This window comes from Methanobacterium sp. (genome assembly GCA_030017655.1).
Classification (GTDB): Archaea; Methanobacteriota; Methanobacteria; order Methanobacteriales; family Methanobacteriaceae; genus Methanobacterium_D.
Genome location: JASEIM010000071.1, coordinates 1 through 693 on the forward strand (window position 1 = coordinate 1; position 693 = coordinate 693).

The window sequence follows — 693 nt, forward strand, 5'->3', positions numbered from 1 at the left end:
GGGGGGATTCGAACCCCCGACCTATGCCTTACCAAGGCATCGCTCTACCGCCTGAGCCACTGAGGCTATATTTTTCTAATTTTTATTATTGTAGTATTTAAAACTAACCATAGTATATGTTGATAATAATAAGTGCAGGGGATGGGATTCGAACCCACGTAGGCCTACGCCAGAGGATCTTAAGTCCACCCCCTTTGGCCAGCTCGGGCACCCCTGCAAATAACAAACTTGTTAGAAATTGTTAGAGGTTATATATTAAGTTAACGGTTATCTTAATAATATGTTTCCATTAACCAATTTTAGGTGATAGATATCAAATATATTGATTAAATTATTTTATCTAGTCTAAATGTTTATCATATTAAAATAAATAAAAAACCATATTTTATAATACTGTTTAAAAAAATCTTAATAGAAAAAATCAAAGGCGTTTGGATGAATATTAAATGTTACTATGACCTTATCGGTGTTTGAATGAAGGTTGATTTAAATAAATGTGGAATTTGCGGTGCTTGTGTTGGAGTTTGTCCCCACAATGTTTTTGAAATTTTAGAAAATTGTATAAATATTAAAGGAAAATGCCAAAAATGCAATAATTGTACAATTGTTTGTCCTTTAGGGGCTTTAATTGATTGAAAGGAGACAAATATGAAATATGATGTTATTGTAGTGGGAGGTCGTGTTGCTGGTTCA

At 32.9% G+C, this 693-nt stretch carries 1 protein-coding gene and 1 tRNA gene; one reads left to right on the plus strand and one right to left on the minus strand.

Features of this window, described 5'->3' with window-relative positions; all coding sequences use genetic code 11:
• Positions 1-133 precede the first annotated feature (133 nt).
• A tRNA-Leu gene (locus QMD61_11650) sits at positions 134-217 on the minus strand.
• A 257-nt stretch (positions 218-474) separates the two neighbouring features.
• On the opposite strand from QMD61_11650, the gene QMD61_11655 reads away from it, so the two are divergent.
• Positions 475-636, plus strand: a complete 162-nt coding sequence (locus QMD61_11655; GenBank protein ID MDI6725288.1) for a 4Fe-4S binding protein — start codon at positions 475-477, stop codon at positions 634-636.
• Positions 637-693 lie beyond the last annotated feature (57 nt).